Here is a 24,747-nt window from a genome sequence, read left to right as displayed (position 1 = left end):
GAGATTAACGAAGTTTCAAGGAACCGCCGGATACGTGACCCGTATGTCCGGTGGTGTGGGAGGGAGGGGCCGTGAGGCTTCTTCCTATCCCGATCAGCGTCACCAGAATCATCCTCTCTCGCATGCTCCAAATTCGCCCCTTCTCATCCGCCGACTCAATCACCGAGATCACCTTGCTGCTACACCGCGCCTACGCTCGCCTTGGCGACATGGGCCTGAATTACACCGCCGTCGACCAGTCGACCGACGTGACTGCAAAGAGAATGAGTGGTGGACAGTGCTTCATTGCAGAGTGGTCAGGTGCGCTCGCGGGAACCATCGTCGCTCAGCCAACCTATGCGACCAACGAGTGCGCGTACTTCACGCGGCCCGGCGTCGCCGCGGCGCATCAATTCGCAGTCGAGCCAGCACTGCAAGGGCACGGAATTGGTCGTGCGCTGCTGAAGGCCGCCGAAGCCTGGGCGCTCGACGGCGGATACCACGAGATGACGATGGACACTGCGGAGCAGGCAACTCACCTCATCGAGCTCTATGAAGGCCTGGGCTACCGTCGAGTCAGCTGGGTCCAGTGGTCGGGCAAGGTTTATCGAAGCGTGGTGTTGAGCAAGAGTCTCAAGTGACGCGGATACAGGTTGGGAAACGGAATGTCCAGCGCATCCAGCGCCAAGCCGATGCGGACCGGTTGACGACAATAAATTACGTGGATACGCTCGGCGTTCTGTTTGACCGTTTGAAAATGGTTGTGAAGCGCCGCAAAGGAGTGTGCCAAAAGAAGCGGGCTCCGATGTCGCACTGAATGACCGCTGACACGCAATGACAGACCTCCAAAACCAATCGAAAAATCCATTTACTCCAAGGTGCAAACATGAGCGAAGACGCGCAATTCAGGCCCCTGCCAAAGATATCCGTTTCTCCCAAGGGCTGTCATTTGCTGGAGGCATTCAATCCGCCATCAGTCAACGTCAATTCCGCCGCCCTTCTTGTCATGACCGACCTTTCTCAGGTCCCTTCCGCCACCATCATCGCAGACGCGTCCTTGGATGAGGCGAACCACTCCATGCTGGTGCGCGGTGTGAGGTTGTTGTTTGTGGTCGGCGAGACCAACAACATCGTCGGCGTGATCACGACCGTCGATGTCCTCGGGGAAAAGCCCGTGCTGGTCGCTCAAACTCGTGAAACCAAGCGCAGCGAACTGCGCGTTGCCGATGTGATGGTGCCGGTCGACAAGATGGATGCTCTGGATGTTGAGGACGTCAACAAAGCTTCGGTGGGGAACATCGTGGCCTCTTTGAAAGCAGATGGCAGGGTCCACGCCATCGTGGTTGGCGCAGGCAAAGAAGGAAAACAATACTTGCTTGGAATATTCTCGGCCTCGCAAATTGCGCGTCAGTTGGGGGTGCAAATACACGGTCACGAAATGGCGAGAACCTTCGCAGAAATTGAAGCGGTCATCGCGGGAGTCTGACAGCCCAACGAGGCGTCACCGACAAGCGTTTCGTCATATTGGGTGATCAGACGTGACCGCTTCACTGCGGCGTTGCCACAACGCTTGTGCGCCCTGGTGCTACAGCGTCAGGGCGCGCAGGCTCTCAAAGCACCTGCGCTGGCCGCTCACCGGGTCGGTGAATTCAACGCGTTTGGCAAGCAGTTGCAGCGGGTGCGCGTGGTCGACCTGTCCCTCGGGCGTGAGGCTAGGGTACAGGCCGTCGCCCAGAATCGGCAGACCCAATGCCGCCATGTGGACGCGCAACTGGTGGCGTTTGCCGGTGACGGGTTGAAGCTGGTAGCGGGCCAGGCCGCCGCGCACTTGCAAGACATCAATGTGGGTGACGGCGTTGGGCGCTCCGCTAACCTCGTGTTGCAGCATGAAGTGGCCAGCTTCGACGATGCGGCTTTCGCGCGTCATCGGCAGCGCCAAACCCTCGCGCCACGGGGCAATCGCTTCATAGGTCTTCTTGACGCTGCGCTGGCTGAACAGCGCGTGGTAGGCGGCGCGGGTTGCGGGTTGCACGGAGAACATCACGAGCCCGGCGGTGTCGCGGTCGATGCGGTGCACCGGCACCAGCGTGTCGATGCCCAGCTTTTGCTTCAGTCGCACCAGCACGGTCTCTGTCAGGTAGCCACCCGAGGGCATGACGGGCAGAAAATGCGGTTTGTCGACCACGATCAGTTGTTCGTCCTGGAACAGGATGACTTCGTCAAACGGGATGCGGGGTTCGTTGGGCACAGCGCGGTAGTAGTAGACGCGCCGATGGCCTTGGTAGGCGCTGTGGGGCGCGAGCTGCACGCCGTGCTCATCGACGACATCACCCTGCGCCATGCGCTGGTGCCAGACGTCCCGGCTGATGGCGGAAAAGCGCTCAGTCAAAAAATCCAGGGTGGTGGGCCAGGCGCCAGCGGGCAGCCCGATGCAACTGGGCCCGACGCCGTTGCGCGCGGGCGGCACAAAATGGCCAGTTGATTGGGTCAATGGGCCGTGGCGGGTGGCCGGTGGCAGGCCCTTAGATCCGCTCAAACACCAGATCCCACACGCCGTGCCCGAGTTTGATGCCGCGGTTCTCGAACTTGGTCAGCGGGCGGTAATGCGGCTTGGGCGCGTAGCCGGCCAGTTCTGGGTGAGTTAGCGTGGCCGTGTTCTTCAGCAACGGCTCCTTGCTCAGCACTTCCAGTATTTGCTCGGCATAAGGCTGCCAGTCGGTGGCGCAGTGGATGTAGCCGCCGACCTTCAGGCGTGCGGCCAGCTTGGCGATGAGGGCGCTCTGAATCAGGCGGCGCTTGTTGTGTTTCTTCTTGTGCCACGGGTCGGGAAAGAAGATGTGCACGCCATCCAGACTTTGCAGCGGCAGCATGTGGTCGATGACCTCGACGGCGTCGTGTGCCACGATGCGGATGTTGCGCAGGCCTTGTTCGCCAATGCGCTTGAGCAGCGCACCCACACCAGGCTCGTGCACCTCGCAGCACAGCAAGTTTTTCTCCGGCATGACGGCCGCGATATGGGCGGTGGCTTCGCCCATGCCGAAGCCGATTTCCAGGATCACTGGCCCCGGATTTAGATCATTTTGGCCTCTAGCCCTCGTCGCATCTGCATATGCAGCTACAAAATCAATAGCTTGTGCTTGATAGGGCAACAAGAATTGAGGCCCCAGGTCGTCAAACGCCTTGGCCTGGCCGGTCGTGGTGCGACCGGCGCGGCGCACAAAACTCTTGATTTCTTTCGGATAGGCCACGCCCTCGGGGGCGCTGCGCCTGATGCGGGGCACGCGCGTGCTTTCAGTGGCTTTGGGGTCGGGATGGGTGGGGTTTGTATCGTTCACGGGACAGGATTGTAGAGAGGCCGCCTGTGCGGCTATTCATGCGGCGAGCTCATGACGTCTGACCCACGGTTAGGAATTCCGGGTTTGACCGGTGTGACCCACTTCAGGATCTGCCGGCGTATTGCCGCGAGATGCCCGGTCTACGCGCGGCGCCAATGCAGCCACAGCGACACCAGAATGGCGACGCCCAGGACAATCAACAAAATGGGCAGGGCCCAGGCCGGGATCGGTGTCTTGTCCAACTGGAGATCGAGCAATCGAAAAATGCCCGCGACACTGATGATGACCCCGAGCATCAGCCCAAACCGGTTCACCGTCAGGGAAAAGTAGCTTCGCGCCAGCTGGGAGCCCAGCATGATGAGGCCGCTCCCCAGGAGGACTGCAGCCCAGCCGGCGTTGGCCAGAAACGCAATGCCGAGCCAGATGAAGAAAATGCCCCAGCCAATGGCGTCGAGCATTCTCGTGAGGCCCTGCCCGGTTTCGATGGTCAGATCGTGGTTGCCAATTTTCAAGTTTCACCTCATTTCGTCTTCAAACAATCGAGAAAACCAAGCGCCAGCATCACCTTGACGTGGGGCCCATCGCTAAGAATGTGCGTCGGGAATGGCGCCCAACGCTTGAGAATGATCAAGGTGCTGACGAGAAGGGCCCAGATTGAGCGCGGGAAGCTGACCCGGTCGCCTGAAGTCGACTACTGAGCCGGCTCGTAGCGCCGCCGCCAATCCGCCACCCAGGCGACAAATGCCTCGGCCGCGCTGCCAGGCCGGGCGGGCAGGCCCAGCACGCCGGCGGCGCGGTTGAGCGCGGCCAGCGGGTCGGACGCGTCCAGAGGCTGCGCACCATTTTGTTTGGACAGCTTTTCGCCATTGGCACCCAGCACCAAAGGCGTGTGCAGGTAGCGCGGCGTTGGCAGGCCCAGGGCTTGTTGCAGCAGGATCTGTCGTGCCGTGTTGTCCGCCAGATCCTCGCCGCGCACCACGTCGGTCACGCCCTGCGCGGCGTCGTCCACCACCACGGCGAGCTGGTAGGCAAAGCAGCCGTCAAAGCGCTTGAGGACAAAGTCACCGACCTGCGCTTGGACGTCCTGCTGTTGGGCCCCCAGGCGGCGGTCGGCCCAGTGAATGAGGTTATTAGCTACTACATTAGTAGCAAACTTGTCATATTCTACGGGGGCTAGAGGCCTATTTTTCTTAAACATATCAGTGCGAAGCCGCCACGCCCGCCCCAGGTTGCCGTGCAAGCCGGTGCGGCAGGTGCCCGGGTAAACCAGCTCGCCGTGGCGCGTGCGCGCCTGCCCCAGACGATTCAGCGCGGCCTCGATGTCCTTGCGTGAACAGGCGCAGGGGTAGGCTAGGCCACGCGCCACCAACTGGTCCAGCGCCTGCTGATAAAGGCCGGTGCGCTGCGATTGCCACACCGGCGGTGCGTCGGGGTGCAGGCCGCACGCGGCGAGTTGCTGCAGGATGATACGGTCCATGCCCGGGGCGCAGCGGGGGGTGTCGACGTCTTCGATGCGCACCAGCCATTGGCCGCCGTGGGCGCGGGCATCAAGCCAACTGGCCAGCGCCGCCACCAGTGAACCGGCGTGCAGCGGGCCGGTGGGCGAGGGGGCAAAGCGCCCTACATAGCGGGCCACCACGCCTTGCCTGAACTTAGACCACGGCCAGCGCCAGTTCCAGGCCGGAAACGAAGGCGTTTTCTACGCGATGGCCCAGGCACCAGTCGCCGCAGACGCCCAGGCCAGCACGGGCATCCCACAAGTGCGATTTGCCCAGTGGCTTGGTCGTTTGGGCGTACAGCCAGCGTTGCGTATCGATATGGGCGGGTTCGGCGCGGATGCCGGTGACCTCGGAAAATGCCTTGAGCAGTTTGGCTTGCACCCGAGCGACATCGTCCTGCAGATGCTCTTGCGACCAGGCGGCGCTGGCTTGCACGGTCCAGCGCTCCACGCTGCCACGCCCGGGCTTGCTCGACTCGCGCGCCAGCCAGGCAATGCGGTGGTGCGTGCTGCGCGCCGCATTCCACTGTGGACCCAGCGTGGTCAGACCCGGCTGCACGGCCTGAGGAAACGCCACCATCAGCGTCCAGCAGGGGGCGGCGTCGACCCGGTCAATTTTTTGCGCCAGGGCATCGGCTTGGGGCGAGGTCTCCAGCAGCAAGCGCGCCTGCTCGGCCGGAATGGCCAGCAGCACGGCATCAAAGCCAGAAAACACATGTTGCGACCCATCCTGGCCCTCGGTGTGCAATTGCCACTGTTTCGGATGAACAGCATCGCGGTCCAGGTGCGTTACCCGTGTTTCCAGTTCGATGCTGTTATGTTCCAGCAGCGGCTGCGCCCAGCGCTTGACCAGTGCATTCATGCCGGGGGTGGGTACCCAATGGGTTTCGGCGGTCGGCACGCTCGTTGTGCCGATCTGCCCATGTTCGTCAAGCACCCGAATGGTGTTGGCACTCCAGGCTTTGCACACGCTCGGCACGGTGGCCAAGGCCCGCGCAAAGCGCGGATCGCGCACGGTGAAATATTGCGTACCCGAGTCGAACGTGCCAAAGGGCGTGTCGCGGGTCGCCATGCGCCCGCCTACGTCGCGGCTCTTTTCGAGCAGGGTCACCTGGTGCCCGGCCTGCACCAAGGTGCGGGCGCAGCTGACGCCCGCCATGCCAGCGCCAATGATGGCAATATTCTTGCGGGGGAGTCGGGATTGGTTCATAAACGAGGTTTCCAGGGATTGTTGTATGTCATGCACTTTACACGCCTCGGTGGCGCTCGAGCAAAGCCATGCGTGTGGTGGGGCTCTCAAGTTGATCCAGCCACCACTGCAGGGCCCGCCCTGGCGGTGATTTGGCGACTCTGCGCCAAGCGTAGTTGACCCGAACCAGCGCTTGCGGGCGTTCCATTTTTTTCACGACCAAGCGGCCGGTCTCAATGTATCCGCGCGCCATGCACTGCGGCACAAAGCCGCTGCCCAGCCCGCGCAATTGCGCATCGAGCTTGTCCTGCATCGTGGCCACGGTGAACACGTCCTGCCCGCCCAACAGGCCAATGGTGATGCCGCCACCCCGGCCGATGGTGTCGGCCACCGCCACCGCGCGGTGCTGTCGCACCAGCTCGTCCTTGAGCGATTCGGGGGCCTTGGCCAGCGGGTGATGCGGTGCCATCGCATAGACAAAGCTCACCTCGCCCAGTGGCTTGCTGTGAATGCCGGCCTGCGTGTTGGCGTCGCTCACGCCAAGCGCCAGATCGGCCTGGCCCGAGATCAGGGCGTCCAGCGTGCCCGACAGGGTTTCGTCGCGCAGCTTGATGCGGGTGGGCGGGTTGTGGTCAAAAAAAGCCGCGCACAGCTCCATGACCGTGGCTTTGGAGATGATGCTGTCGACCGCGATGGTGAGTTGCGGCTCCCAGCCGGTGGCCACGCGTTTAACCCGATTCGCCACGGCGTCGATTTCTTCCAGCAGGCGTGCGCCTTCGCGCAGCAGCTCGGCGCCGGCCTCGGTCAGACGTGCCTGACGCGAACTGCGGTCATACAGCAAGACATCGAGCGCATCCTCCATCTGGCGCACCCGGTAGGTCAGGGCGCTGGGCACGACCCCGAGGCTGCGGGCGGCAGCGGCAAAGCTGCCGGTCTGCGCGATGGTTTGCAGCAGGGCCAGCGCGTCCGGGGTCAGAACGTGACGGGCGCTGGCCACCTTGGCTACAACACTTCGCTGGCAAAGTCCGCCAGGCGTGAGCGCTCGCCGCGCGCCAGCGTGATGTGCCCGCCGTGCGCCCAGCCCTTGAATTTGTCGACGGCATAGGTCAGGCCGGAAGAACCCTCGGTCAGGTACGGGGTGTCGATCTGGGCGAGGTTGCCCATGCAGATGATCTTGGTGCCGGGGCCGGCGCGGGTGATCAGCGTCTTCATCTGCTTGGGCGTCAGGTTTTGCGCTTCGTCGATGATGACGTATTTGTTCAAAAAGGTGCGCCCGCGCATGAAGTTCATGCTCTTGATCTTGATGCGGCTGCGGATCAGCTCGCTGGTGGCCGCGCGGCCCCACTCGCCGGCGCTGGTGTCGGTCTTGCCCAGGACTTCCAGGTTGTCATCGAGCGCGCCCATCCAGGGGCCCATTTTTTCTTCTTCGGTGCCGGGCAGGAAGCCGATGTCCTCGCCGACGCTGACGGTGGCGCGGGTGACGATGATCTCGGTGTAACGCCGGTCATCCAGCACCTGCGTCAGGCCCGAGGCCAGCGCCATCAGGGTCTTGCCCGTACCGGCCTGACCGGTCAGGGTGACAAAGTCAATTTCGGGGTCGAGCAGCAGGTTCAGGGCAAAGTTTTGCTCCCGGTTGCGCGAGGTGATGCCCCAGACCGCGTTCTTCAGGTGGGTGTAGTCCTTGAGGGTCTTGAAGACCGCGGTCTTGCCCTGGATTTCAGTTACGCGAGCGTACAGGCTGGGCTCGCCGGGCGCTTCAAAATAGACAAACTGGTTGATCAGCAGGCTGGCGACGACCGGGCCGCTGATGCGGTAGAACGTGAACGCGCCTTGTTGCCAGCTTTCCACCGTTTTGGCCTGGCTGGTCCAAAAATTGGCGGGCAGGGCGATGGCGCCCGAGTACAGCACGTCATCGTCACCGAGCGTTTTGTCGTTTTGGTAATCGTCGGTGGCCAGGCCCAGCGCGCGCGCCTTGACGCGCATGTTGATGTCTTTGGATACCAGCACGACCTCACGTGCGCTGGCGGGCAGTTCATGGCGGGCCTGTTGCTGGCGCAGCGCTTGCACCACGCCCAGGATCTGGTTGTCGGCTTTGCCTTGCGGCAGGCTGGTTGGCAGGGTGTAGTCGAGCAGCTGGGTCTGGAAGAACAGCTTGCCGCCGGCTTCGCGGTGGCCGGTGGCGTTGAGCGGCAGGCCGCCGGTGATGTCGGCACCTTGATGACCGGCCAATGCGTCGAGTGAGCGACTGGTCTGGCGTGCGTTGCGGGCGACTTCCGTCGTGCCTTTCTTGTGGGCATCAAGCTCTTCGAGCACGATCATGGGCAAAAAGATGTCGTGTTCCTCAAAACGGAACAGGCACATCGGGTCGTGCAGCAGCACGTTGGTGTCGAGCACAAATAGTTTGGCCGCGCCGTTTTGTTTGGCCTTTCTGGGCTTGGTGTCGGCGGGTGTGTGGGTTCGGGCTGAAGTCGGTGCTGGCGCAGGTGCAGCTACAGGCGCAAACAAGGGTGTTTGCACTTGCACGTCAGATTCGGGCTGAACCTTCCGCGCTGATGGGCTCGGGCGGGGGGTTCTGGTGCGGCTGGCGGACGTGTCTGCTGGCGCCGCCTCAGGCGCCAGTCTGCTGGTCGCTGGGACCTCGGACGCTACCCGTGCCTGAGGTGCTGCGGACAGGCGAGGCTCGGCTAATGGGCTCGCAGTCTTGCGTGGTTGGGGCAGCCTCGCCGCGAGTGCATCAAAGTCCCGTTCGGACAGCAGCGCGGCGCGTTTGGCAGGGGCAGGAGGCAATGGCATAAGGGGTTTGCTCGCAAATGAGGGAATTAAAGGGAGGCTTTAAAAGCAAAAAGCCGCCTTGAGAACAGGGCGGCTTGGTACGGGGCCAGAGGGGTCAACACCGTGGTTTGAAACTCAGGCCGGTACGGCGACTTTTTTCTGCGCCTTGACCGCTTTCAAGACGTCGTCCACATGGCCCGGCACCTTGAGGCCGCGCCATTCCTCTTTCAGGGTGCCGTCCGCGCCAATCAGGAACGTGCTGCGCTCGATGCCCTTAACCTTTTTGCCGTACATGATCTTGTTTTTGACCACGCCGAACATGTGGCACATTTTTTCTTCGGTGTCGGCGATCAGCTCAAACGGGAGTTCCAGTTTGGCCTTGAACTCGTCATGCGAGCGCATGTTGTCACGCGAGACACCGAATACGGTGGCGCCCGCCTTGACAAAGTCCTGGTAACGGTCGCGAAACTGCATCGCTTCGGTGGTGCAGCCCGGGGTGTTGTCCTTGGGATAAAAATACAGGACGACGACTTTTCCGAGGTGAGAGGTGTTGGAGACTCTGATACCGCCAGTGGCCGTGGATTCAAATTCCGGAAGGGGTTTATTGACAATGATCGCCATAGTTCTTAATCTCGTGTGACAGTGATGCGTCATTCGCGCAAATCGAGGGCTCCTCGTGCCGCCTGCCGCTTTGACAGCGCGTCTGCAGCCCCGACTACAGCCTGCTATTTTACCCCGAAACGACAAATTCTCTTTGGAGCCGGGCCTTCGTGTTATCCCTTAGGGGTATCGATCAAGAGCGCTACGACGACACTGCGGCCTTCGCCGGCCAAGATGTTGTAGGTGCGGCAGGCCGCTGGTGTGTCCATGGTTTCAAGGCCAATTTGCTGGTCAATCAGTGACTGGATCAATGCGCCTTGCGGAAAGCGCAGTCGGTCGCCGCTGCCAAAAATGACCAGTTCGGGTTTGAGCGCGGCCAAGAGTTCAAAGTGCTGGGCACCCAGGTCTTCAAAGCGGCTGCAGTTCCAGGCCAGGCGCTCGCCACCGGAGCCAATCACCACGCTGGTCGTTATTTTTTCGGTGGCCAAGCCGATCCAGCCCGGGCCGTAACCGCTGATGGATTGCACCGTGGGGACGTCGGGATGTATTTTCATGGTGTGAAAGAGGAAATTTGAATGCTGCAGTGCGTCAAAGCACCAGATTAGTACAGTGAAATGTGGTCAAATTATAAGTTCCGCCTCGTGCCACCCCACTGGAGAGCCTGTGAAGACCATACGCAAATCAGCCAAATTGGCCAATGTCTGTTACGACATTCGCGGCCCCATCATGGACGCCGCGCGCCAGATGGAAGAAGAGGGGCACAAGATCATCAAGCTCAACATCGGCAACCTGGCGGTGTTCGGCTTTGACGCACCCGAGGAAATCCAGCAGGACATGATCCGCAACCTGCCCAATTCGGCCGGTTACTCCGACAGCAAGGGCATTTTTGCGGCGCGCAAGGCGGTCATGCATGAAACCCAAAAGCAGGGCATCAAGGGTGTGACGCTCGACGACATCTACCTGGGCAATGGCGCCAGCGAGTTGATTGTCATGGCCACCAACACGCTGCTCGACAGCGGCGACGAATTGCTGCTGCCTTCGCCCGACTACCCGCTGTGGACGGCCGCGGCCAGCCTGTCGGGCGGCACGCCGGTGCACTACCTGTGCGACGAAGCCAATGGCTGGATGCCCGACCTGAGCGACATTCGCGCCAAGATCACATCGCGTACCAAGGGCATTGTGGTGATCAACCCCAATAACCCGACCGGTGCGCTCTATTCCGATGAACTGCTCAAGGCCATCGTGCAGATTGCGCGCGAGCACGGTCTGGTGATCTTCGCCGACGAGGTCTACGACAAGGTCTTGTACGACGGCGCCCGCCACACGGCGATTGGCTCCTTGAGCGAGGACGTGCTGACGCTGACCTTCAACTCGCTGTCCAAGAGCTACCGCTCCTGTGGTTACCGGGCCGGCTGGATGGTTGTCTCGGGGGACAAAAAGCCCGCCACGGATTACATCGAGGGCCTGAACATGCTCTCGAACATGCGCTTGTGTTCCAACGTTCCGGGGCAGTGGGCGATACAGACCGCGCTCGGGGGCTACCAAAGCATCAACGACCTGGTGTGCGAGGGCGGGCGGCTGCGCCGCCAGCGCGATCTGGCGTACGAGTTGATCACCGCCATCCCGGGCGTGAGCTGCGTCAAACCGTCGGCGGCCCTGTACATGTTTCCGCGGCTTGACCCGACGATGTACCCGATTGCCGATGACCAGCAGTTCTTTCTGGAATTGCTGCAGGAGACCAAGGTGATGCTGGTGCAGGGCACCGGCTTCAACTGGCCTGCGCCAGACCACTTCCGGATTGTGTTTTTGCCGCATGAAGACGATTTGCGCGAAGCCATTGGCCGGGTGGCGAAGTTTCTGGAAGGCTACCGCAAGCGTCATAGCAACTGATTTGCTATATATTTAATAGCTACTCGCGCTTATTGTACGGGGGCTACGTGTCAATTTAACCAATAATATTTATGAAACCGATTCAGGTAGGTCTTTTGGGCATCGGCGTTGTGGGTTCGGGCACCTTCAATGTGCTGCGCCGCAACCAGCAAGAAATCAAGCGTCGCGCGGGTCGCGGCATCGAGATCACCATGGTGGCCGATCTGGACGTGGCGCGGGCGCAAAGTCTGGTCGGACCTGACGTCAAGGTAGTCAACGACGCGCGCGCCGTCATCGCCAACCCCGACATCGACATCGTGATCGAACTGATCGGCGGCTACGGCATTGCCAAGACCTTGGTGTTGGAGGCGATTGCGGCCGGCAAACACGTGGTCACCGCCAACAAGGCGCTGCTGGCCGTGCATGGCACCGAGATTTTTGCTGCCGCATCGCGCCAAGGCGTGATGGTGGCGTTTGAGGCGGCCGTGGCCGGTGGCATTCCCATCATCAAGGCTTTGCGTGAAGGTTTGACGGCCAACCGGATCGAGTGGATCGCCGGCATCATCAATGGCACCACCAATTTCATCCTGTCCGAGATGCGCGACAAAGGCATCAACTTCGACGTGGCGCTCAAGCAGGCGCAGGCGCTGGGTTACGCCGAAGCCGACCCGACCTTCGACATCGAGGGGGTGGACGCCGCGCACAAGGCCACCATCATGTCGGCCATCGCGTTTGGCATTCCGGTGCAGTTCGACAAGGCCTATGTCGAAGGCATCACCAAGCTGGGCGCGGCCGACATCAAGTACGCTGAGCAGTTGGGCTACCGCATCAAGCTGTTGGGCATCACCAAGCGGCGCGAGGCCGATGCTGCCAAACAAACCTCAGCGGGCATCGAGTTGCGCGTGCACCCATGCCTGGTGCCCGCCAAGCGCTTGATCGCCAATGTGGAAGGCGCCATGAATGCGGTCATGGTGCAGGCCGATGCGGTCGGCACCACGCTGTACTATGGCAAGGGCGCAGGCGCCGAGCCGACCGCCAGCGCGGTGATTGCCGACCTGGTCGACATTGCCCGCTTACACACGGCGGAGGCAGCGCAGCGCGTGCCGCATCTGGCGTTCCAGCCGCATACCATGGATCAGGCCATGAGCGACCTGCCGGTGTTGCCCATGAGCGAGGTGGTGACCAGCTATTACCTGCGTTTGCGGGTGGCTGATGAAGCCGGTGTGCTGGCCAAGGTCACCGGCATTTTGGCCCAGGCGGGCATTAGCATTGACGCTGTGCTGCAGCGCGAAGCCGATGAAGTGGGGGCCCAGGGCGGTGTTGGCGCTGCGGGGCAGATTCCACAAACCGACGTCATCATCCTGACCCACGATTGCGTCGAAGCCAAAATGAACGCTGCCATTGGCCTGATGCAGGCGCTGCCCACCGTGTTGGAGCCCATTACCCGCATTCGCAAGGAAGAGTTGACCTGATGAATTACATCTCCACCCGTGGCGACCAAAGCCCGAAGCGCTTCTGTGAAATCCTGCTCGAAGGCCTGGCACCCGATGGCGGCTTGTACCTGCCCGAGCACTATCCGCAGGTGGACGCCGCGACGCTCGAACGCTGGCGCTCGGTCTACCACCAAGAAGGCTATGCCGAGCTGGCATTTGAGATTCTGTCGCTCTACATCGACGACATTCCCGTGCCCGACTTGCGCGCGATTTGCCAGAAGACCTATACCGCCGAGGTTTTTGGCACCGGCGAGATCGTGCCGCTGCGCCACCTGGAGAATGGCATCTGGTTAGAGGCCTTGTCCAACGGCCCGACGCTGGCGTTCAAGGATCTGGCGATGCAGCTGCTGGGCAATCTGTTTGAGTACGAGTTGGCACGCCGCGGTGAAGAACTCAATATTCTGGGCGCCACCAGCGGCGACACCGGCAGCGCCGCCGAGTACGCGATGCGCGGCAAAAAAGGCGTGCGCGTCTTCATGACCAGCCCCGTCAATCGCATGAGCCCGTTCCAGCAGGCGCAGATGTTCAGTCTGATGGACGAGAACATCCACAACATCGCGGTCGACGGCGTGTTTGACGACTGCCAGGACATGGTCAAGGCCGTGTCCAACGACCTGGAGTTCAAGCGCAAATACAAGATCGGCACCGTCAACTCCATCAACTGGGCGCGCCTGCTGGCGCAGGTGGTGTATTACTTTGCGGGTTATTTCCAGGCGACCGAGGCTTCGACCCCTTCGGCAGAGCTCAGGACAGGCGGCTCAGCCCGAACGGAGCATCAGAAGGTCAGCTTTACCGTGCCCAGCGGCAACTTTGGCAATGTCTGCGCCGGTCATGTCGCGCGCATGATGGGCCTGCCGATCGCCAAACTGGTGGTGGCGACCAATGAGAACGACGTGCTGGACGAGTTTTTCAAGACCGGCGTCTACCGCGTGCGTACGAGCGCCGACACGCACGAGACATCGAGTCCGTCGATGGACATCTCGAAGGCATCCAACTTTGAGCGCTTCGTGTTTGACCTGCTGGGCCGCGATGGGGCCCGGGTCAAGGCCTTGTTTGGGGATGCGCTGGCCCGCACTGGCCGCTTTGATTTGAGTCAGCACCCGGCCTTTAACCAGACCACTTTGCGCTATGGCTTTCAGAGCGGCCAGAGCACCCATGCGGATCGCCTCGCCACCATCAAAGACAGCTTCGAGCGCTTTGGCATGCTGATCGACACGCACACCGCAGACGGCGTCAAGGTGGCGCGTGAACATCTGCAGCCGGGGGTGCCGATGATCGTGATGGAGACCGCCTTGCCGATCAAGTTTGCCGCCACGATTGTGGAGGCGATTGGGCGGGAGCCGGATCGCCCAGCCAAATTTGTCGGCATCGAAGCCTTGCCCAAGCGCGTGACCCGCATGGCGGCTGATGTGGGGGCCGTCAAGGCCTACATTGCCGAGCACTGCGCATGAAGGTGGTCGGTTTTGCCGGATTTTCCGGCTCCGGCAAAACCACGCTGGTGGAGCGGCTGATTCCGGCGTTGCGGCGCAAGGGACTGCGGGTGTCGGTGGTCAAGCATGCCCACCATCATTTTGACATTGACCATGCGGGAAAAGACACCTATCGCCACCGTGAGGCCGGTGCCTTTGAAGTGGTGGTGGCGTCAAGCAAACGGCTGGCGCTGATGCGCGAGTTTGAGCAAGCGGCACAACTCTCGGTGCATCAATTGATTGCCGAACTCTACGAGGGTGTGGACTGGGTGCTGGTCGAAGGTTTCAAAGACTCGGATTTGCTCAAGGTGGAGGTCTGGCGGGCGCAGGCCAGGCAACCGGCGCGCTACATGGACGACGACTTCATCGTCGCCATTGCCACCGATTCACCTGATCAACTGCCGCACGCGACCTTGCGCCCGGTGCTGGACCTCAACGATGCCGAGGCGCTTGCGGACTGGCTGCTGGCCAACCAAGACCGTTTTGACTACCACCAGGAGAGCCTGGCATGACGCGGCCCGGTTCACCAGATTCGCCTCGTCCCGCCCTGATGCCGCTGGATGATGCTTTAAGCCAGTTGCTGGCTTTTGCGGTGCCGTTGGCCGCTATCGAGTCAGTATCCACCTTTGACGCCGACGGCCGGGTGCTGGCGCAAGATTTGGTGTCGGCCTTGCAGGTGCCCCCGCACGACAACAGTTCGATGGATGGCTATGCCGTGCGCTGCGCCGATGTGGCGCAGGCATTGCAATCCACTCAGCCAGAGGCGGGCACCTTGCCCGTGTCGCAACGCATTGCCGCTGGCTCATCGGGCGTGCCGCTGGCCCCGATGACCGTGGCACGCATTTTTACCGGCGCGCCGATTCCCTTGGGTGCCGATGCCGTGGTAATGCAGGAAGACTGCGAAGTATTGCCTGGCGCGGACGGGTCCGGCAGCAACGCGGTGCGCATCAAGTCCGTGCCGGCACCGGGTCAATGGATTCGCCGTGCCGGTGAGGACGTCACACGAGGCGCTGTCGTGCTCTCAAAAGGAGAGCGTCTTACGCCCGCTGCATTGGGGCTGGCGGCCAGTATTGGCATGAACCTGTTGCAGGTAGCGCGGCGCCCGCGGGTCGCCTTGTTCTCGACCGGCGACGAGTTGGTCATGCCCGGCGACGTGGCGCCTGAGCAGATGAAGCCCGGTGCCATCTACAACTCCAACCGCTTTTTCTTGCGCGCGCTGTTGGTGCGCCTGGGCTGCGAGGTGAGCGACCTGGGTATCGTGCCGGACCGCCTGGACGCCACGGTAGCCGCCCTGCAGGCGGCCGCGCAGCACCATGACCTGATCCTGACCAGTGGTGGTGTCTCGGTCGGCGAAGAAGACCACATCAAGCCCGCCGTGCAGTCGCTGGGGCAGCTTGATTTGTGGCAGATCGCCATCAAACCCGGCAAGCCGTTTGCCTATGGTCGGGTGGCCAATGCCCACTTTATCGGACTGCCTGGCAACCCGGTGTCAAGCTTTGTCACCTTCTTGCTGCTGGTGCGGCCGTTTTTGCTTAAACTGCAAGGTGTCACCCAGGTTGCTACTAAATCAATAATGGCATCCGCCCATTTTACCTTGGCTAGAGCCGATAAACGTCGTGAGTTCTTGCGCGTGCGGCGCAACGCCGCGGGTGGGCTGGATCTGTTTGCCAACCAAAGCTCGGGCGTGCTGACCTCGGCCGTTTGGGGTGATGGGCTGGTGGACAACCCGCCCGGCCAGACCATCGCTTTTGGCGACCAAGTGCGGTTTATTCCTTTTTCGGAGTTATTGGGATGAAAGTCACTGTCAAGTATTTCGCCTCGATTCGGGAGGCGTTGGGTTTGGCCAGCGAGTCCGTGACGACCGATTCAGCCACTTTGGCGGCGTTGCGCGATGAGTTGATTGCGCGGGGTGGCGCCTATGCTGACAGCCTGGCGCGCGGACGATCGGTGCGGCTGGCGCTTGATCAGGTGATGTGTGATGAGGTTGCTGCGTTGGTGGAAGGGGCTGAGGTGGCGTTTTTTCCGCCGGTGACTGGGGGGTGAATTTGGGAGGCATTGTTTTTTGCTGTTTTTCCCCCACTCACTCCCCCAACCCCTCTCTCGCCCCGCCGGGCGAAAGAGGGGGGCCTCATGTGGCCGCGTCTTTAAAGGTGGGAACTCTGTCCTCTACTGTGTGCTGGCCACAAAGTGAAGGCAACCCAGAGACCAGTCGCTGTAGCCAAATTCGGCGTCGCATCAACTCGCATGGGCTGGATGTGTCGGTCTGCCGCCCGGAAACAGCGCACTCAGATCAAGCACATCAAGCGTTGCCTCAAAGCCAATTGGCCTTAACCTACTTGCAACCCATCGAAAACCCGCGTACTCAGTTTGATGGCAACGCGCCCATGCGCACCTTTTTCCCACCTTCAAAGACGCGGCCAAATGTGGCGGTTAGCTCCCCTTTCCGCCCCGGCGGGGGTGGAAAGGGGTTGGGGGATAGGGGGGGAAATACATCAAAAAGAGAATCCAAGGCATTACCAGTAAGGAAGTAGGCTATGAAAACCCAAGCCCTGACACCACGAGTCAGCATCCAAACCTTCGACTTCGACCTGAGCACCGAAGTCGCTGCGCTGCGCGCCCAAGACCCCCGCGTCGGTGCCGTCTGCAGCTTTATCGGCACCGTGCGCGACCGCACTGCAGGCACGACCGGCAGCATCAGCAGCATGGAACTTGAGCATTACCCCGGCATGACGGAGAAATCGATCGAGGCCATGATCGACGCGGCGCTCGAGCGTTTTGACCTCTATGGCGCGCGTGTCATTCACCGTGTTGGACTGCTGCAACCGCTGGATCAAATCGTGCTGGTGGTGGTCACCTCAGCGCACCGGGGTGAGAGTTTCCAGGCCTGCGAGTTCCTGATGGACTACCTCAAAACCCAGGCGCCATTCTGGAAAAAGGAGCAAAGCCCGGAGGGTGCGCGTTGGGTCGACGCGCGCGTGAGCGACGATGCCGCCCTGGCGGGTTGGGGCATCACCGCGTCCAACTGAGCCTGAATTTATATAAAATTCGGCTGTAGTCCACGTATTTAATGAATGTACAGCTACTCATTAGATAGCAGCTTCGGCTCAAGGAACCCGCAGCGAATTCAGTTCAGATAGCGTGGCGGCTCGGCGCCGACAAGGGCGTCCAGCGCCGCCGAGCCCTGGGCTTCTGGGGCAGGGCTCAGCGTCAGGCCCCAATCCGCTTCTTTGAGCGCCAAATCGAGCAGGTGCATGAAGCCATGCAGCAACGGCGCATCGAGCGTGACTTCAAAGCCGGGAGAAGTGTTGCTGGTGTCCGACTTGTCTTCAAAGCCCAGGCGCAAACTTCCGCCCGCAAGGGGCGAGACGTGCACGGTGGTGGCGAGCAACGGCGCTGCGCCGATCGGCAGCGCGTTGGCTTGGGCCTTGAACGGGGTCTTGAAATCCGCTTGTTGCAGCGCCTCCTGCTTTTTGAACTGTGCCAGGGCCGCGCTGCTGCTGCCGTCGTGACTCATCAAAGGGTCGGGCGGGGTGGCTGGGGCGCCGGATGCGTTCAACAAATGGCCAAGCAGCTTCTTCATCATGCTGCGCGTCAGCCAAAGCCGCAACTCCTGTCCGCCATGGGTGTTGAGCCGAACTAGCAGGCGGTCTTGCGCCATCGCGTAGCTGACTTGCAGTTGATGAATCACCATGCTTTGATTTTAGTCAGCGATGGCGCGCGCTGTTGGCCTTGAAATGGGCTCTGTTAACCCAAGGTAATCGTCAATCAACGATTAAGAGGACTGCCATGCGCATTGAAAAACTCACCACCAAATTTCAGGAAGCCTTGGGCGAGGCGCAAACGCTGGCCCTAGGTAGTGACAATGCCTATATTGAGCCGGTCCATGTGCTGATCGCCATGCTCAAGCAAGAGGACGGCCCGAAAGCCTTGCTGCAGCGCGCCGGCGTGAACATTCCCGGGCTGCTCAGTGCCGCGGAAAGCGCCATGAAGCGCCTGCCCGAGGTCACGGGGCAGGAGCAGGTGCAGATCGGGCGCGACATGGTGTCGTTGTTGCAGGCGGCCGAGAAAGAATCCATCAAGCGCGGTGACAAGTTTGTCGCCAGTGAGTTGTTTTTGCTGGTGCTGACCGACAGCAAGCAGGACATCAGCAAGATTGCCAAAGACAACGGCCTGACCCGCAAGTCGCTGGAAGCGGCCATCGACGCCGTGCGCGGTGGCCAGAACGTGGACAATGCCGACGCCGAGGACCAACGCGAATCGCTCAAAAAGTACTGCATTGACCTGACCGAGCGCGCTAGAGCGGGCAAGCTGGACCCGGTGATTGGCCGCGACGATGAAATTCGCCGCGCCATTCAGGTGCTGCAACGGCGCACCAAAAACAACCCGGTGTTGATTGGCGAGCCCGGTGTCGGCAAGACCGCCATTGTGGAAGGCCTGGCGCAGCGCATCGTGGCTGGCGAAGTGCCCGATTCACTCAAGGGCAAGCGGGTCTTGTCGCTCGACATGGCGTCCCTGCTGGCGGGTGCCAAGTTCCGCGGCGAGTTTGAAGAGCGGCTGAAAAACGTGCTCAAGGACTTGGCCAAGGACGAAGGCCAGACCATTGTGTTCATTGACGAATTGCACACCATGGTGGGTGCGGGCAAGGCCGAGGGCGCGATGGACGCAGGCAATATGCTCAAACCCGCCTTGGCGCGCGGTGAGTTGCACTGCGTCGGCGCCACCACACTGGACGAATACCGCAAGTACGTCGAAAAAGACGCCGCGCTGGAGCGCCGCTTTCAGAAGATTCTTGTCGGCGAGCCCTCGGTGGAAGACACGATTGCTATCCTTCGCGGCCTGCAGGCCAAATATGAAACCCACCACGGCGTGCAGATCACCGACCCGGCCATCGTCGCTGCAGCCGAACTCTCGCACCGCTACATCACCGACCGCTTTTTGCCGGACAAGGCGATTGACCTGATCGACGAGGCCGCGTCAAAAATCAAGATTGAGCTTGACTCCAAACCCGAGGTGATGGACAAGCTGGACCGGCGCCTGATCCAGTTGCAGATAGAGCGCGAAGCCGTGCGCCGCGAGAAAGACGAAGCCTCGCAAAAGCGCTTTGGCCTGATCGAAGAAGAAATCGTCAAGCTGCAAAAGGAGATTGCCGACCTCGATGAAATCTGGAAGGCAGAAAAAGCGCAGGCGCAGGGCTCCAAAACCATCATGGAAGAGATCGAAAAAGTCCGATTCCAGATCGAAGAGCTGACCCGCAAGGGCGATTTCAACCGCGCTGGTGAGCTGCAGTATGGCAAGCTGCCGGGCCTGGAAAAACAGCTGAAAGACGCGCAAGACAAGGAAGCGGGCAAAGCCAAGAGCGCCAAGGACGGCGGGCGCGCGCAGCTGCTGCGCACCATGGTCGGGGCTGAAGAGATCGCCGAAGTGGTGAGCCGCGCCACCGGCATACCGGTGGCAAAAATGATGCAGGGCGAGCGCGACAAACTGCTGCTCATGGAGACCAAACTGCATCAGCGCGTGGTCGGGCAGGACGAGGCCATTACGGCGGTTGCCAACGCCATCCGTCGCTCGCGCGCCGGCCTGTCGGACCCGAACCGCCCGACCGGCTCGTTCCTGTTCCTCGGCCCCACGGGCGTTGGCAAGACTGAGCTGTGCAAAGCACTGGCCGGCTTCCTGTTTGACAGCGAAGATCACCTGGTGCGCATCGACATGAGTGAGTTCATGGAGAAACATTCGGTGGCACGGCTGATTGGCGCGCCGCCCGGCTATGTGGGTTACGAGGAGGGCGGCTACTTGACCGAAGCGGTGCGCCGCAAACCCTACAGCGTGCTGCTGCTCGACGAGGTCGAAAAAGCGCATCCGGACGTGTTTAATGTGCTGCTGCAGGTTCTTGACGACGGCCGCCTGACTGACGGCCAGGGCCGCACGGTGGACTTCAAGAACACCGTGATCGTGATGACCAGCAACATCGGCTCGCAGATGATCCAGAGCATGGTCGGGCAAGACTATGAGGACATCAAGGACGCGGTGACGGCGGAATTGAAGAACTACTTCCGGCCCGAATTCCTGAACCGCATTGATGAGACCGTGGTGTTCCACTCGCTCGACGCCTCGCACATTGCCAGCATTGCCGCCATCCAGATCGGGGTGCTGCAACAACGGCTGGCCAAGATGGACTTGACGCTGGAGGTGTCGCCGGCGGCGTTGGCAGAGCTGGCCAAGGTCGGCTTCGATCCGGTGTTTGGCGCCAGGCCGTTGCGCCGTGCGATTCAGCAGCGCATTGAGAATCCGCTGTCCAAGCTGCTGTTAGAGGGCCGGTTCATGCCCAAAGACGTGATTCCGGTCGATGTGGACCCGATCCGCTCGCCCGGGCAGTTCAGCTTCGAGCGGGTGGTGCACTGAAAGCAAGCGGCCTGGCGTTTGCCAGGCCGTCAGTTCAGCGCCGATTCGACTCAACGGCTTAGTAAACGCCCTGTGCACTCATGGCGTCGGCGACCTTGACGAAGCCGGCAATGTTGGCGCCATCGACGTAGTTGACGAAGCCACCTTCGCGTTCGCCGTAGCGCACGCAGTTGGTGTGGATGTCCGTCATGATGATCTTCAAACGGGCATCGACTTCATGACGCTCCCAGGGCAGCCGTTCGGCGTTTTGGGTCATTTCAAGACCTGAGGTGGCGACGCCGCCCGCATTGGCGGCCTTGCCCGGGCCGTACATGATCTTGGCGGCCAGGAACACGTCCACCGCTTCCAGGTTGGAGGGCATGTTGGCACCTTCGGCCACGCACCTGACGCCGTTTTTCACCAGTTCTCGGGCATCGTCGCCATTGACCTCGTTTTGCGTGGCGCAGGGCAGGGCGATGTCCACGGGGACACCCCAGGGCTTGATTCCAGCCTCGTAGCGCAGCCCGAGTCGCTGGGCATACTCTTCGACCCGACCGTAATGGTTGTTCTTGATGTCCATCAGGATCGCGAGTTTCTCGGTGGTGAAACCGGCTTCGTCAATCACGGTGCCGCCGGAGTCAGAGGCGGTAATTACCTTGGCGCCCAGTTCCATCGCCTTTTCGATGGTGTATTGCGAAACGTTGCCCGAACCCGATACCGACACGCGCATGCCGTCCATGGTCTGCTTGTTGCGCGTCAGCATGTCCTGCACGAAGTAGACCAGGCCGTAGCCGGTGGCTTCCGGGCGGATCAGGCTGCCGCCAAAGGACATGCCTTTGCCGGTGAAGACGCAAGCCGCATTGTTGGACAGCTTTTTCATCATGCCGGTCATGAAGCCGACCTCACGTCCGCCAACGCCAATATCGCCCGCGGGCACGTCGGTGTCAGGGCCAAGGTGGCGATACAACTCCACCATCAAGGCCTGGCAGAAGCGCATCACCTCGGTGCGGCTTTTCCCCTTGGGGTCAAAGTCGGAACCACCCTTGCCGCCGCCCATGGGCAGCGTGGTCAGGGCATTTTTGAAGGTCTGTTCAAAGGCCAGAAACTTCAGAATCGACAGGTTCACGGAGGGGTGAAAGCGCATGCCGCCCTTGAATGGGCCGATGGCGGAACTGTGCTGGATGCGAAACGCGCGGTTGGTGTGGGTGTGGTTGTGGTCATCGACCCAGGACACGCGGAACTGAATGACGCGCTCGGACTCGACCAGTCGCTCCAAAATCCCACTGTCGGCATAGTGCGGGTTGGCTTTGATAAAGCCCCAAAGGCTACCCATGACTTCATGCACAGCTTGATGAAACTCGGGCTGGTGCGGATCACGGGCTTTAACGTAGTCGAGAAAGTCGGCCAGATTCTTGTACTTCACTTCATATCCTTTTGCTTGATAAAAAAACTTGATGGACTCTTGTAAAAGCGAGTCCTTTTGAGTAAGTGGCTGCTGTGCTCCAAAACGGTGCAGTAAACCTGGGAGATCCGGCGCAATTGACTGTTTTTTGTAAAAACGCAAGGCGGCTCGGTTGAATCTTTGGCAAAGACGCACTAGCAGCACCAATTCAGTGCTTCTCGAATTCTACACTTAATGTTTTTTTGGAATAACGTTATGCGAATTCGTATCGAAAATCTGCAAAATGGTCTCTTTGATACGAGTGACTTCTGACCCGGTGCCGCGTTAGCCGCTTGGCGTCCTGTTGCGAGCGATTTCCTTGGCTTGGTGCCGGTACCTTGTCGGGGAGAGCGGAGTAGGCCTATCGTCAAAGGGCGACAAAAAACCCGCCAGAGCGGGTTTTTATTGTGGATCTAAGTTTTGCTCTTATTTTTTGGCGGCGCTGGCAGCCGGTTTGGCTGCATCAGCTTTGGGTGTCACGGCAGCCTTGACGTCTTTTGCAGTTTCTTTGACCGCGTCCTTGGTCCTGATGGCGGCACCTTTAACAGCGTCTTTGGTGGTCACGGCCGCATCTTTGGCTTTTTCCATCATTGGCTTGCTGGCCTTCTTGGCGGGTGCTGCAGCGGGGCCCTCGTACTTGGCATCGGAGACGGTCAGGCCTTCCGCGGAAAACTGGGCGGCACTCTTGTCGCCCACACCTTTCACGCGTGCCACGAAGTCGTTCCAGTTTTTGAATTCGCCTTTTTTGCGCTCGGACATGATCAGCTTGGAGGTCACGGGACCAATGCCTTTGATGCCGTCGAGCTCGGCTTCAGTGGCTTGGTTGACGTCAACTGCGGCAAATGCTGTGACCAGGAACATGGCGGCAAAAAAAGCAATTAATTTTTTGAACATGAAAATTCCTCAAAGTTGGGATTGAACTAGGCCAGTGACTCCCGTTGCACACAAAGAGCCACTGGATCATAACGGTCCGATTTTGAGCTGCGTTGACTTGCCCGCTGCGTGATCGATCAATAGTCGTCCAGCACGGCCCCCTTGCTGGCGGTGGAGGCGTTGAAGGCAAACTTGGCTTGCACACCGCGGGTGTAGCGCGGTTTGGGCGCCGTCCAGCGGCTGCGGCGCTGGGCGATGAGGTCGTCGCTAACATTGAGTTGCAGCAGCAACTGGTGCGCGTCGATGGTGATCGAGTCGCCTTCTTCAATCAAGGCAATCAGGCCACCGGCGGCGGCCTCTGGCGCCACATGGCCGACCACCATGCCCCAGGTGCCACCGGAAAAACGCCCATCGGTGATCAGACCCACCGATTCGCCCAAGCCCTGGCCGACCAGCGCGCCGGTCGGTGCCAGCATTTCCGGCATGCCGGGGCCGCCTTTGGGGCCGAGGTAGCGCAGCACCATCACGTCGCCCGCGACGATCTTGTTGGCCAAAATCGCGGCCAGGGCTGATTGTTCGTCTTCAAACACGCGTGCCGGGCCAGTCATGACCGGGTTCTTCAGGCCGGTGATCTTGGCGACGCAGCCTTGCGGGGCCAGGTTGCCTTTCAGAATGGCCAGATGGCCTTGTGCATACATCGGGCGGCTTATGGGCCGAATCACATCCTGGTCCGCACGCGGTGCGTCAGGGATGTCCTTGAGCACCTCGGCCACGGTCTGTCCGGTGATGGTGATGCAGTCGCCGTGCAGCAGACCAGCGCTGAGCAGCATCTTCATGACTTGCGGAATGCCGCCGGCACGGTGCAGGTCCACCGCGAGGTACTTACCGCTGGGCTTGAGGTCGCACAGTACCGGCGTTTTTTGCCGCACGCGCTCAAAGTCGTCAATCGTCCAGTCCACGCCGGCGGTATGGGCAATCGCCAGAAAGTGCAGCACGGCATTGGTGGAGCCGCCGATCGCCATGATGACGGCAACCGCATTCTCGATCGACTTGCGGGTCACGATGTCGCGTGGCTTCAGGTCTTTCTTGATGGCTTCGATCAGCACCCGGGCCGATTCCTTGGCTGAATCCACTTTTTCATCGTGTGGATTCGCCATCGTCGACGAGTAGGGCAAGGAGATGCCGAGCGCCTCAAAGGCTGAGCTCATGGTATTGGCGGTGTACATGCCGCCACAGGAACCGGGGCCGGGGATGGCGCGGCGTTCAATTTCGAGCAGGTCTTCGTCGCTCATGCGACCGGCAGCGTTTTCGCCCACGGCCTCGAACACGCTCACGATGTTGAGGTCTTGGCCCTTGTAGTGGCCCGGCAGGATGGTCCCGCCATAGACAAAGATGGCGGGCACGTTGGCACGCAGCATGCCCATCAGGCCGCCGGGCATGTTCTTGTCGCAGCCGCCAATCACCAGCACACCGTCCATCCACTGGCCCTGCACGCAGGTTTCGATGCAGTCGGAGATCACCTCTCTGGAGACCAGCGAGTACTTCATGCCCTCGGTGCCCATCGACATGCCGTCGGAGATCGTGGGCGTGCCAAAAACCTGCGCGTTGCCGCCGGCTTCTTCAATCGCGGCAATCGCGGCGTCGGCCAGCTTTTGCAGGCCGCTGTTGCACGGGGTAATGGTGCTGTGGCCATTGGCGACACCGATCATGGGCTTCTTGAAATCATCGGCTTCGTAGCCCATGGCGTAGTACATGGAGCGATTCGGCGCCCGCGACTTGCCCTCGGTGATGTTTTTACTGCGCGGGTTCAGGACGACGGATTGGGTGGTCATAAGAGTTCACTTGTGAAGA

General features: G+C 60.8%; 23 protein-coding genes. 10 read left to right on the top strand and 13 right to left on the bottom strand.

Translation table 11 applies throughout. The features are described from left to right. The first annotated feature begins 71 nt into the window (after window positions 1-71). Window positions 72-620: a GNAT family N-acetyltransferase gene (locus tag GZ093_RS00640; protein ID WP_296480582.1), complete on the top strand. Its 549-nt coding sequence runs from the start codon at window positions 72-74 to the stop codon at window positions 618-620. Window positions 621-865: 245 nt separating this feature from the next. Then, complete coding sequence (locus GZ093_RS00635; RefSeq protein WP_296480580.1) at window positions 866-1,465, top strand: CBS domain-containing protein; 600 nt, start codon at window positions 866-868, stop codon at window positions 1,463-1,465. A gap of 99 nt (window positions 1,466-1,564) precedes the next feature. Here GZ093_RS00635 and GZ093_RS00630 read toward each other — a convergent pair whose 3' ends face one another. From GZ093_RS00630 to GZ093_RS00590, 9 genes are all read right to left on the bottom strand, one after another. Continuing rightward, entirely contained in the window at window positions 1,565-2,470 is a 906-nt protein-coding gene (locus tag GZ093_RS00630) for a pseudouridine synthase (RefSeq protein WP_296480579.1), read from the bottom strand. A 31-nt stretch (window positions 2,471-2,501) separates the two neighbouring features. Then, window positions 2,502-3,260: a tRNA (guanosine(46)-N7)-methyltransferase TrmB gene (gene trmB / locus GZ093_RS00625; protein ID WP_296480605.1), complete on the bottom strand. Its 759-nt coding sequence runs from the start codon at window positions 3,258-3,260 to the stop codon at window positions 2,502-2,504. A gap of 194 nt (window positions 3,261-3,454) precedes the next feature. Beyond that, entirely contained in the window at window positions 3,455-3,826 is a 372-nt protein-coding gene (locus tag GZ093_RS00620) for a hypothetical protein (protein ID WP_296480575.1), read from the bottom strand. A 179-nt stretch (window positions 3,827-4,005) separates the two neighbouring features. Beyond that, the gene (gluQRS, locus tag GZ093_RS00615) at window positions 4,006-4,953 is read right to left on the bottom strand and encodes a tRNA glutamyl-Q(34) synthetase GluQRS (RefSeq protein ID WP_296480573.1); all 948 of its coding nucleotides are present in this window, start codon (window positions 4,951-4,953) and stop codon (window positions 4,006-4,008) included. A 13-nt stretch (window positions 4,954-4,966) separates the two neighbouring features. After that, window positions 4,967-6,022, bottom strand: a complete 1,056-nt coding sequence (locus GZ093_RS00610; protein WP_296480571.1) for an FAD-dependent oxidoreductase — start codon at window positions 6,020-6,022, stop codon at window positions 4,967-4,969. A 37-nt stretch (window positions 6,023-6,059) separates the two neighbouring features. Beyond that, entirely contained in the window at window positions 6,060-6,998 is a 939-nt protein-coding gene (locus tag GZ093_RS00605; protein WP_296480569.1) for a LysR family transcriptional regulator, read from the bottom strand. 5 nt (window positions 6,999-7,003) lie between these two features. Further along, window positions 7,004-8,794 carry a PhoH family protein gene (locus tag GZ093_RS00600; RefSeq protein WP_296480568.1) on the bottom strand — a complete coding sequence of 597 codons (1,791 nt, stop codon included), beginning with the start codon at window positions 8,792-8,794 and terminating at the stop codon, window positions 7,004-7,006. Between the two features lie 114 nt (window positions 8,795-8,908). Next, complete coding sequence (locus GZ093_RS00595; protein WP_296480567.1) at window positions 8,909-9,394, bottom strand: peroxiredoxin; 486 nt, start codon at window positions 9,392-9,394, stop codon at window positions 8,909-8,911. 152 nt (window positions 9,395-9,546) lie between these two features. Then, a complete protein-coding gene (locus GZ093_RS00590) occupies window positions 9,547-9,927 on the bottom strand; it encodes an Mth938-like domain-containing protein (protein WP_296480565.1) in 381 nt (126 codons plus the stop codon). Window positions 9,928-10,036: 109 nt separating this feature from the next. Here GZ093_RS00590 and GZ093_RS00585 point away from each other — a divergent pair, with 109 nt between their 5' ends. The 7 genes from GZ093_RS00585 (at window position 10,037) to GZ093_RS00555 (ending at window position 17,230) form a co-directional block, all read left to right on the top strand. Continuing rightward, on the top strand, window positions 10,037-11,263 hold the full coding sequence (locus GZ093_RS00585; protein ID WP_296480563.1) for a pyridoxal phosphate-dependent aminotransferase: 1,227 nt from the start codon (window positions 10,037-10,039) through the stop codon (window positions 11,261-11,263). A 71-nt stretch (window positions 11,264-11,334) separates the two neighbouring features. Continuing rightward, window positions 11,335-12,714 (top strand): homoserine dehydrogenase, encoded by a 1,380-nt coding sequence (locus GZ093_RS00580; protein ID WP_296480560.1) that lies wholly within the window; start codon window positions 11,335-11,337, stop codon window positions 12,712-12,714. Next, entirely contained in the window at window positions 12,714-14,186 is a 1,473-nt protein-coding gene (gene thrC / locus GZ093_RS00575; RefSeq protein ID WP_296480558.1) for a threonine synthase, read from the top strand. The genes GZ093_RS00580 and thrC overlap by 1 nt, the downstream gene beginning before the upstream one ends. After that, window positions 14,183-14,716: a molybdopterin-guanine dinucleotide biosynthesis protein B gene (gene mobB, locus GZ093_RS00570; protein WP_296480556.1), complete on the top strand. Its 534-nt coding sequence runs from the start codon at window positions 14,183-14,185 to the stop codon at window positions 14,714-14,716. The genes thrC and mobB overlap by 4 nt, the downstream gene beginning before the upstream one ends. Then, window positions 14,713-15,999, top strand: coding sequence for a gephyrin-like molybdotransferase Glp (gene glp, locus GZ093_RS00565; RefSeq protein WP_296480551.1), 1,287 nt, complete (start codon window positions 14,713-14,715; stop codon window positions 15,997-15,999). The genes mobB and glp overlap by 4 nt, the downstream gene beginning before the upstream one ends. Beyond that, window positions 15,996-16,247, top strand: a complete 252-nt coding sequence (locus tag GZ093_RS00560; protein ID WP_296480548.1) for a MoaD/ThiS family protein — start codon at window positions 15,996-15,998, stop codon at window positions 16,245-16,247. Before glp ends, GZ093_RS00560 begins: the two co-directional genes overlap by 4 nt. A gap of 491 nt (window positions 16,248-16,738) precedes the next feature. Next, on the top strand, window positions 16,739-17,230 hold the full coding sequence (locus tag GZ093_RS00555) for a molybdenum cofactor biosynthesis protein MoaE (protein ID WP_296480546.1): 492 nt from the start codon (window positions 16,739-16,741) through the stop codon (window positions 17,228-17,230). 98 nt (window positions 17,231-17,328) lie between these two features. Here GZ093_RS00555 and GZ093_RS00550 read toward each other — a convergent pair whose 3' ends face one another. Continuing rightward, entirely contained in the window at window positions 17,329-17,895 is a 567-nt protein-coding gene (locus GZ093_RS00550; RefSeq protein WP_296480544.1) for a hypothetical protein, read from the bottom strand. Window positions 17,896-17,990: 95 nt separating this feature from the next. Between GZ093_RS00550 and clpB the strand changes: the two genes are divergently transcribed. Further along, window positions 17,991-20,603: an ATP-dependent chaperone ClpB gene (gene clpB, locus GZ093_RS00545; protein ID WP_296480542.1), complete on the top strand. Its 2,613-nt coding sequence runs from the start codon at window positions 17,991-17,993 to the stop codon at window positions 20,601-20,603. 58 nt (window positions 20,604-20,661) lie between these two features. Here clpB and gdhA read toward each other — a convergent pair whose 3' ends face one another. From gdhA to ilvD, 3 genes are all read right to left on the bottom strand, one after another. Further along, window positions 20,662-22,005, bottom strand: coding sequence for an NADP-specific glutamate dehydrogenase (gdhA, locus tag GZ093_RS00540; protein WP_296480539.1), 1,344 nt, complete (start codon window positions 22,003-22,005; stop codon window positions 20,662-20,664). A 444-nt stretch (window positions 22,006-22,449) separates the two neighbouring features. After that, on the bottom strand, window positions 22,450-22,917 hold the full coding sequence (locus GZ093_RS00535; RefSeq protein WP_296480537.1) for a helix-hairpin-helix domain-containing protein: 468 nt from the start codon (window positions 22,915-22,917) through the stop codon (window positions 22,450-22,452). Window positions 22,918-23,033: 116 nt separating this feature from the next. After that, window positions 23,034-24,728 carry a dihydroxy-acid dehydratase gene (gene ilvD, locus GZ093_RS00530; protein WP_296480535.1) on the bottom strand — a complete coding sequence of 565 codons (1,695 nt, stop codon included), beginning with the start codon at window positions 24,726-24,728 and terminating at the stop codon, window positions 23,034-23,036. Window positions 24,729-24,747 lie beyond the last annotated feature (19 nt).

This window comes from Rhodoferax sp. (assembly GCF_010365055.1).
GTDB lineage: Bacteria > Pseudomonadota > Gammaproteobacteria > Burkholderiales > Burkholderiaceae_C > Rhodoferax.
This window is presented reverse-complemented; position numbering and strand designations above follow the sequence as displayed.